The sequence below is a fragment of the Deltaproteobacteria bacterium genome (assembly GCA_016219225.1).
In the GTDB taxonomy this organism is placed as follows: Bacteria; Desulfobacterota; RBG-13-43-22; order RBG-13-43-22; family RBG-13-43-22; genus RBG-13-43-22.
Genome location: JACRBX010000214.1, coordinates 1 through 8,599 on the forward strand (window position 1 = coordinate 1; position 8,599 = coordinate 8,599).

Consider the following 8,599-nt stretch of genomic DNA (forward strand, 5'->3'; position numbering starts at 1 on the left):
ACCCCTCCGGCCCCGGCGATGGCGCAACAAACCCCCATGGCTATGGAAAAGATCTTCCCCGTGGGGATGCCCTGGACCAGGGCCGCCTCCGGGTCCCCGGCCACGGCCCGCATGGCCTTGCCGACTTTGGTCCGATTGATAAAAAAATAGAGGGCCACGATGACCACCACCGCGCAGATCATGGCCGCCAGTCTCTCTTTGGAAAAGGAGAGCAGCCCCAAATCGATTATTCCACCGAATGGAGACCTGACCGATTTATCCTCCGGTCCGAACAGGACCAAGGCGGCGGCCTGCAGGATAAACATAATCCCCAGGGAGATGATCATGAGGGAAGCATGGTTGTCATGCACCGGCCGGTAAATAAATTTTTCAACCAGGATGCCGACAATAGCCACAAAGGCCATGGTAACGATCATGGCCAGGAAATAATTAAGCATAATCGGAATCCCCGGTATGGGATGGACTCCGAAAATCCACCAGATACCGAACCCCCCTAACATATAAAACTCGCCATGGGCAAAATTGACGATATTGAGTATTCCGAAAATAAGACATAACCCGGAGGCGATAAGAATCAAAATCAAAGAGGACAATACCCCGTTGGTTAAGGTCTGAAGTAAGATCTCCATATCTTTCCTCGCAAATAAGAAAATACGGTTCAAGATTCAGGGTTCAAGGTTCAAGGTTCGGAAAAAACCCATTTTCATGTTTCGTGGCCCCCCACGTGGGTATGAGGGTTTGATCCGAAATACAGTTGCAAGATGTTAATCTCAAGGTGCCAGGGGTTAAGACCTTGAACCTTGAACCTTGAACCGATTTTCATGCCTCGTGGTTCACCCCACGATCTCAACGTTCAGTCCAGAAGATTCTATAGTATCCTTTATCCTGGCCAGGGTTTCTTCATCGGGAGGGCCCAATCGGTTTAGATAATGTTCCCGCTCAAGTTTACGATAGAGATCTTCTCCCTCCCGATGATAGGGGGCCAATTCTATACGGATCATCTTCTTTCCTAAACTTTTGGCAAGATGAACCAAGGCGGCCGTGTCGGCCTCGCTGTCGTTCAGCCCCGCGACCAGAGACATGCGAAGTATGATAGAAGTCTGCTCAGCCGTTTTTCGGATATTTTCCAGAATCCTTTGATTGACGACACCGGTGAGCTTTCTATGCCTGACCTTTTCTAAATGTTTCAGATCGAAATAGACCAGATCCACGGACTCCAGAATAGTGGATAGACTTGACCAGGGTGCGAAGCCCCTGGTCGCCAGGACCGTATGGATCTGTTGCCGTTTGCATTGCCGGAGGAAGGCGCCCACAAATCCGGATTGCAGGATCGGCTCCCCGCCACTAACGGTTACACCGCCCCCCGATCGGTTATAGACAGGGACGTCTTTTTCAACCTCGGCCATAAGATCCGTCAGGCTATAATATTTCCCGGTTATATCGAGTGCCTCCTGCGGACAGCTTTCGGCACACAGGCCGCATCCATCACAAATTTTACGATCAATCCGGATACCCCTTTGGGCATCTTCTTCTATGACCTTCCGGGGACAAACCGGAATACAATCCCCGCATTTCCGGCAGCGGTCCCCATCAAACAGGATCTCGGGTCCCCTTTTCTGCATCTGAGGCGTCGGACACCAGAGGCAATTCAAAGGGCACCCCTTCATGAAGACTGCGGTTCGAATTCCAGGGCCGTCATGAATGGAGAAAGGTTCAATCTTGGCTACGAGACCTTCAGGATATTTCAATGGTCTCTTACCCCTTTAAAAATAAATTTATGGCCCATTAAAGATGCATTTGATATGCCAAAAAGAATCAGGAATTTTTTGATTAGAATAATCAGGAGGTTACCTTGAATTAACCGAAGGAGCCCATCTTTAAAAAATATCGATATATCGGTTTATAACGATATATCGTTATAAAAAGGTCAGGGACTATCAGATTTCCATGAAGCCAAAGAACCAGGAATAACGCTAATGGATTATGAAGGATTACAAAAACCCGGGTTGTCTTCGAATTCCGAGTTTTTTCATGCGTGAATAGAGTGTATTGGGATGAATGACGAGTCGCTCGGCCGCTCCCCCCGGCCCGGTTATTTTTCCCCCGCTTTTTTTAAGCACCCGGATAATGTAGTTTCGCTCGTTTTCCCTCAAACTCAGGGAAGGGTCGTCATGATCAGAAGAGACGGGATGGTGACCCAATTCCGGGACTTTGTAATAGGGCCCCTGGCTCAGGATGACGCCCCGCTCGATGACGTTTTCCAATTCCCGCACATTTCCGGGCCAGTCGTAGGCCAACAGTTTTTCCCTTTCCTGTCTGGTAATCTTTTCCATCGGTTTGGCCAGTTTATTGGCCAGGATCTCTAAAAAGTGGTGGGCCAATAAGGGGATATCTTCTTTTCTTTCCCGAAGAGGCGGTACCTGAATAGGGAAGACATTGATCCGGTAATACAGATCCTCCCGGAAACGCCCGGCCTTGACCTCCTTTAACAGGTCCCGGTTGGTAGCTGCCAAGAGGCGAAAATCGGAGTGAACAGTTTCCTGTCCGCCTACCCGTTCGAACTCCCTGGTCTGCAGCACCCGAAGCAGCTTGACCTGGATTTCCATCGAGATATCCCCTATTTCATCAAGAAACAAGGTCCCGCCATGAGCCAATTCAAATCGCCCGATTTGTCGGCTTATAGCGTCGGTAAAGGCCCCTTTTTCATGCCCGAACAGTTCGCTTGAAATCAAACTTTCCGGCAGGGCACTGCAATGGACCCGGATAAAGGGTTTATCGCCCCGGGGGCTGCGGCGATGGATGGAGCGGGCCACCAGCTCTTTGCCCACCCCGGTTTCCCCTAAGATCAACACCGTCGCCTCGGTCCCAGCCACCTGTTCCACCTGGTTTATAACCTTCTTGATGCCCAGACTTTTCCCCACAAATTCCTCAAAGCGGATACTTTCCAGATACTGCTCCTCATAATAGCGTTTTTCCATCTGTTGTTTTTCGTACAGGTCCTGGAGCGTTTTCCAGGCCTGGGCATTGTCCATGGCAATGGCCGCCTGGGCGGCGAAATAATTCAGAACGTTTAAATCCGATTCCTTAAAGACGCTGCGCAGCAAACGATTGTCATGGTATAAAACCCCCACCACCGTGTCTCGGATGATCATGGGCACCCCGATGCGGGAGCGGATCCCGCTCGGTTCCAATGAATCGAAATGATCCTGGTCCTCCAAATTCATCAACCTTCCCTGGCCGGTTTTAAAGGTTTCCCTGATGACTTGCATAGATGGTTCGAAGTCCGGCAGGCTAATATCTTCCGAAGTGATATTTTTTGCAGCTCGGAGGATGACCTTCTCGGGGTCCTGACCCTCCATCAGGAAAATGGCTCCCCGCTCGGCCCCGGTAATCCGGTTGGCTGCGGAGATGATTCGCCGGAAAAGCTCCCGGGTGTCCCGGATGGTCACCAGTTCCTGGCCCAGACACAATATCTCTTCCAGCAGATTTTCCCCGCTTCGGAAATGCGTTATAATCATCCGGATATCGTCGGGCACCAGGGTCTCATTTTGCGAATGAAGCACTTTGGCCGCCGGCTCAGCCCATTGCCTGGCCTTTCTTTCATCCTTGAGGTCCAGATAGGCCCGGGCCAGTTCTATCTTGGACAGGGCCAACTGGGTTTGATGTCCTGAGGCCTCCAGATATTTGATTGACTGTTTTAATCCGCCTATCACCTCCCGCCCGGGCAGGCCCCTGCGCTTCTGCAAAAGGGCCTGGTAACGCCAGGCAATCCCCTTGGAAAAGATATTCCCCCCCTCGAGAGTCAAATCGATCTCCTTTTCTATGTCCAAGGCCTGATGGTGGGGAAATTTTCCCTCTTCCATGGCCCAAGAAAAAGATAATCGGATATACCCATGCCGCATGGGCATCTGGGCCCTGTGGCTGACTTCCATACATTCGTTCAGGATGGAAAAGGCTCTCTTAGTGTCCTTCAGCAGATAATAGACATAACTCAGCATGGTCAGACCGCCAAGGTAGGCATACAGGTTATGGCCTTGGCGGGTTTCCTTAAGGGACTCCTCAATAAATTTTTTAGACTCTTCAAGATGATGGATCCCCAATAACAGCTCACCGATGGCCACCCCGGCGTGTCCGGCGATATAGAGATTGCCGATCTTCAGGCTGTGGGAGCGGATGGCATGGAGCATCCCCAGGGCCTGGGAAGAATGGCCACAATGTCCGTAGCAGGCGCCGGCCGTCAGGGCGGCCAGGAGGGGAAAGTTGTCCCTTGGAAAACTTTCCACATCGGGAGCAAATTTCTCGTAACTCTGGACGGCCTCCTGGTAGCGCCCCATCCAGTAGTGGAAAAACATCCCGTAAATGGTAACCGATCTCTGAATCTTGGGATCATCTACATCCCCGGCTAAAGCCCACCCCTTCTCGAAATGCCGGAGGGCTGATTGAAACCGGGACTGAAACCACTCATTTCTGGCCAGGTTCATTTCCAGCAGGGCCAAAGAGGTCTTTATTTTTCGGCGCCTGGCCCTGGACATGGCCTCGTGGATCACGGAGGTCGTCCGGTCTATGACGGAATCATCGGTGGGAAACTTTGAATAGTGAAGGGCCGCTTCGATGAAAAGATGATCCGCTTCTTCGCCTTTCATCCGGCCGAGATCTTCTATGGCCTTGTCATAACATTGTCTGGCCTCCTCATACCGAAAGCCCTTCCGGTGAAGACTGCCGCCCTCGATCAAAAGCCGACATCCGGCCAGATCATTGGAGATAAAAAGGAGATGGGGGGGGACCTTTTGAATTTTAACCGGGTCTTCGGATAACTCGCGAAGCAAAAGGGTCGCGATCCGGCGGTGCATCTCTTTTTTTTGATCGGCGGACAGGTCAGCCTGAAGTTTTTGCCGCACAACGGAATCGGTAAAATAAAAAAAACCGGTCTTTTTGCCGTCCAGCCATTTTTCGTGAACCCCAAATTCCAAGGCCGCCAGGACCTGAGAAGTCTTCTCCCGGGTCAGTTCCTGGAGCCAGTCGATATTGAACTCCCCTTCAAAAAAGGAGGCCGGGATTAAGCTCCGACGGTAATGGATATGGGGTGTCTGAGGAGAACGGATTGGGAGATTCATCTATCACTCCGGAAGGATATCGAATAATATTTGCCGGGCAAACCGCCCGCCGGCAGGCATTATAAATTTAATTAAGCCCAATAGGAAGGGATTTTTTTTAATACCGGACGGCTTGAATTGATCCCTTCAATATGATAGAAATAAAAGTGAGTTGGGACCATTCCTGTGATTTTGCGGCCATGACAAAAATATTAATCGGAGGCACCTGTGATTAATCATATTCTGATAGCGGTGGACGGTTCCCCCTTTTCCTTTCGGGCCGCCCGCCTGGGGGCCAGGATCTTGGAAGGAAATGCGTCCGGGATTTTGACCTTTCTGTATATCGCCAAACCCAAGTCCGAAATGGAATGGTTTCAGGGACAGGGCAGCAATCTTCATCAAGCCCCGATAGAGGAACGTCTCGCCCTGGAAGCCGCTTTCAAAAAAGGACAAGAGATTTTAAGGGAAGCGCAGACCGGTTGCCAGGACCTCTTGAAAGGAGGGTTTATTCGGGTGGAATCGGTTGTCGCCCCCGGAGATCCGGCCCAACAAATTATTGAACTCGCCGAAAAGAATCGGTGCGATTTTATTGTTATGGGCAGCCGAGGGGTAGGGCCTTTACGGGGGGCATTATTGGGAAGCGTCAGCCAAAAGGTCTTAAATAATTCAAAGTGTCCTGTCCTTATCGTTAAGTAAAGGTTTCCCATTGAAAACCAATTGGCTCACTATCGGTTTTGGGTTTTTAGGCGGCATCGGCATCCTGCTTTATGGCATCCAGGTCATGGGGGATGGGTTGCAGAAAATCCTGGGCCGGCAACTGCGCACCCTGTTGGAATCCATTACCAAAAAACCGGTCCTGGGAGTCCTGGCCGGGGTCCTGATTACCATCCTCTTCCAAAGCAGCACAGCCACAACCGTTATCCTGGTGGGACTGACCAATGCCGCGGTGATCACCCTCAGGCAGTCCATGCCGGTCATTTTGGGTGCCGATATCGGGACCACCGTGACCGCCCAGTTGATTGCCCTTAAATTTACCGAGCTTTCTTTATTGATTGTAGGCATCGGGGCCCCTATTGTCTTTTTCGCCAAAAAGGAACGGCATCGTCGTTTCGGTCAGGCCCTGGTTGGATTCGGCTTTTTATTCCTGGGTCTTAAATTAATCGGTGACAGCCTTAAACCTCTGCAAGATGCTCCGGCCTTCACCCAGATACTTTTAACGGTCAGCCGCTTTCCCCTATTAGCCGTAGCGGCTTCAGCCCTGGTCACCTTCCTGATCCATAGCAGTGCCGCTGTCATGGGCATCATCATGGTGCTGGCCGGTTATGGACTGATAAACTTAAATAGCGCTATTTATCTGCTCTTGGGGAGCAATGTCGGGACTTCCTTTACCGCCCTGTTAGCCAGCATCGGTTCCCGGAGGGAGGCCCATCGGGTGGCCATGGCCCATTTCTTCTCCAAACTCGGTGGTACGGTCCTGGTCTTTCCCTTTGTACCCTGGTTCAGTTTGTTCCTGACTTCTCTGACCCCATCGGTAACCTTTCAGGTGGCCAATGCCCACACCCTTTTTAATGTGGGATTGGCCGCTATCTTTCTCCCTTTCAGCAACCTGGGATCCCGCTTTATCGAATGGCTCTTGCCGGAGAAAAAACGCCCTGAGCTGGTACCCAAATTTCTCCGGGAAGAAGTTATTAACATGCCATCCATAGCCATCGGTTTGGCCCATAAAGAGACGATCCGCATTTCGGCCGGAACCCTGCGAATGGTCTGGTACATCAAACGATCTTTGGAGACCAGGAATCCGGACTTCCTGGAACGGATTGCCCATAAAGAAAGGGTCATGGCCGCCTTATGCCAGACCGCGGTGGATTATTTGACCCGAACCCTGCGCCAACCCTTAAATCAGGAGGAGCAGGGATATGCCATGGGCCTGATCCGCGTTCTCGATTGTCTGAATAAGATTAACGATATTGTGGAACGGGACGTTAAGTACCGGATTGAGACCAAATTCAGCCGGGGGGTACATTTTTCTATAATGGGCAAAGAAGAATTGTTGACCCTGGTGGAGGCCCTGATTCGGGGCTTGCGGATGACCCATAAAGCCTTGGTCCAGAACAATTCCTGTCTGGCCGAAGAAGCTGTTACCCAACATCCCAGGAACGTGGCGCTGATCCTCGAATTCAGGCAAAACCACATCCACCGCCTGACCGAAGGGATCAAAGAGAGCGAAGAAAGCAGTAATATCCATCTGGAACTGTTAAATAGCTTCCAGCAGCTCAGCGAACTGGTCCGCAATATCGATCTGATCATCTTTGATGAATTATCCAAAGGCATTCGTTGTGTGGAAGTGCCGCCGCCGGATTCCTCTGATCCGGACTAATTATAGGGAAAAACTATTCAACTTGCCAAATGTCTCCAGATTTTCCTATTTGACTTAAGCCGCCCCTTTCTTTAACTTAATACGAAAATAACGTTCAGGGATCGGGGGTCAGGGATCGGGGGTCGGCGAAAGACATTTTCATTCTTCGTAGTGCCCGACCCGGGCATGAGCGCTTAATAAGAAAATAAAGTTTCAAGATGCAAGATACAAGCATGAAAAACCCTGGACCTGGCATCTCTTTTCACAATTTGTTGATCAACTAAGCGCCTAACCTATTACGAAAATACAATTAAAACGGAGAAAATTCCATGGAAATTTTGAACTGCAAAGGTCAGACCTGTCCTCAACCGGTGGTGGAAACCAGGAATTTTCTGGCAGCCCGTCCCCAGGTCACCGAATTAATAGTTTTAGTGGACAACCGGGCCGCCGCCCAGAATGTGGAGCGCTTTCTCGGGACCCAGGGGTTTCAGGCTTCGACCGAAGGGACCGATCCTGATTTCCAGGTCCGAGCCCGAAAACAAGGGCCGGAAAGCTGTCAGTCCGTCAGCACCCCTTTAGCAGATAAACATCAAAAAACCCTTATTATGATCACCAAGGATACCATGGGGCAAGGGGATGATCACTTGGGGGCCTTGCTCATGTTGAATTTCCTCCGGACCCTCAAGGAAATGGGAGAGGCCTTATGGCGGCTGGTTTTCGTCAACTCCGGGGTAAAATTATCCATCGAAGGGGCCGAGGCCCTTCCGGTCTTGCAGGAGCTCGAAGCGCAGAGGGTCTCGATTCTGGTATGCGGTACCTGCCTGAACCATTTCGGTCTTCTGGAAAAAAAGCGCTGCGGGGAGACGACCAATATGCTCGATATCGTGACCAGCCTGCAGGTGGCCGACAAGGTGATCACTTTTTAGGACGAAAATAGCTTTCAGGGATCTGGGGCCGGGGGTCAGGGTTCGGCGGAAGATATTTTCCTGCCTCGTGGTGACCCATTGGGTCATAAGGGTTTAGGGCGGAAATAGGGTTCCTGGTTATTTTTCCTTTGTGGGTTCATTTTGGGTCGGCTTGGGAAGGTGTTTAGGGGTTTTTATTAAACCCTTGGTCAATCCTTGGGTAGTAGATCGGCCCTTGCGGAGAT

At 50.9% G+C, this 8,599-nt stretch carries 6 protein-coding genes; 3 read left to right on the top strand and 3 right to left on the bottom strand.

The window, feature by feature from the left end:
• From HY879_18040 to HY879_18050, 3 genes are all read right to left on the bottom strand, one after another.
• A partial coding sequence (locus tag HY879_18040; protein ID MBI5605241.1) for a branched-chain amino acid ABC transporter permease occupies positions 1 to 629 on the bottom strand: 629 nt, incomplete at its 3' end.
• A gap of 204 nt (positions 630 to 833) precedes the next feature.
• Positions 834 to 1,748, bottom strand: coding sequence for a glycyl-radical enzyme activating protein (locus tag HY879_18045; GenBank protein MBI5605242.1), 915 nt, complete (start codon positions 1,746 to 1,748; stop codon positions 834 to 836).
• A 243-nt stretch (positions 1,749 to 1,991) separates the two neighbouring features.
• Positions 1,992 to 5,114: a sigma 54-interacting transcriptional regulator gene (locus HY879_18050; protein ID MBI5605243.1), complete on the bottom strand. Its 3,123-nt coding sequence runs from the start codon at positions 5,112 to 5,114 to the stop codon at positions 1,992 to 1,994.
• 207 nt (positions 5,115 to 5,321) lie between these two features.
• On the opposite strand from HY879_18050, the gene HY879_18055 reads away from it, so the two are divergent.
• The 3 genes from HY879_18055 (at position 5,322) to yedF (ending at position 8,375) form a co-directional block, all read left to right on the top strand.
• Positions 5,322 to 5,789 carry a universal stress protein gene (locus tag HY879_18055; GenBank protein MBI5605244.1) on the top strand — a complete coding sequence of 156 codons (468 nt, stop codon included), beginning with the start codon at positions 5,322 to 5,324 and terminating at the stop codon, positions 5,787 to 5,789.
• An 85-nt stretch (positions 5,790 to 5,874) separates the two neighbouring features.
• Positions 5,875 to 7,470 carry a Na/Pi cotransporter family protein gene (locus HY879_18060; protein ID MBI5605245.1) on the top strand — a complete coding sequence of 532 codons (1,596 nt, stop codon included), beginning with the start codon at positions 5,875 to 5,877 and terminating at the stop codon, positions 7,468 to 7,470.
• Between the two features lie 308 nt (positions 7,471 to 7,778).
• Positions 7,779 to 8,375 carry a sulfurtransferase-like selenium metabolism protein YedF gene (gene yedF / locus HY879_18065; protein ID MBI5605246.1) on the top strand — a complete coding sequence of 199 codons (597 nt, stop codon included), beginning with the start codon at positions 7,779 to 7,781 and terminating at the stop codon, positions 8,373 to 8,375.
• Positions 8,376 to 8,599 lie beyond the last annotated feature (224 nt).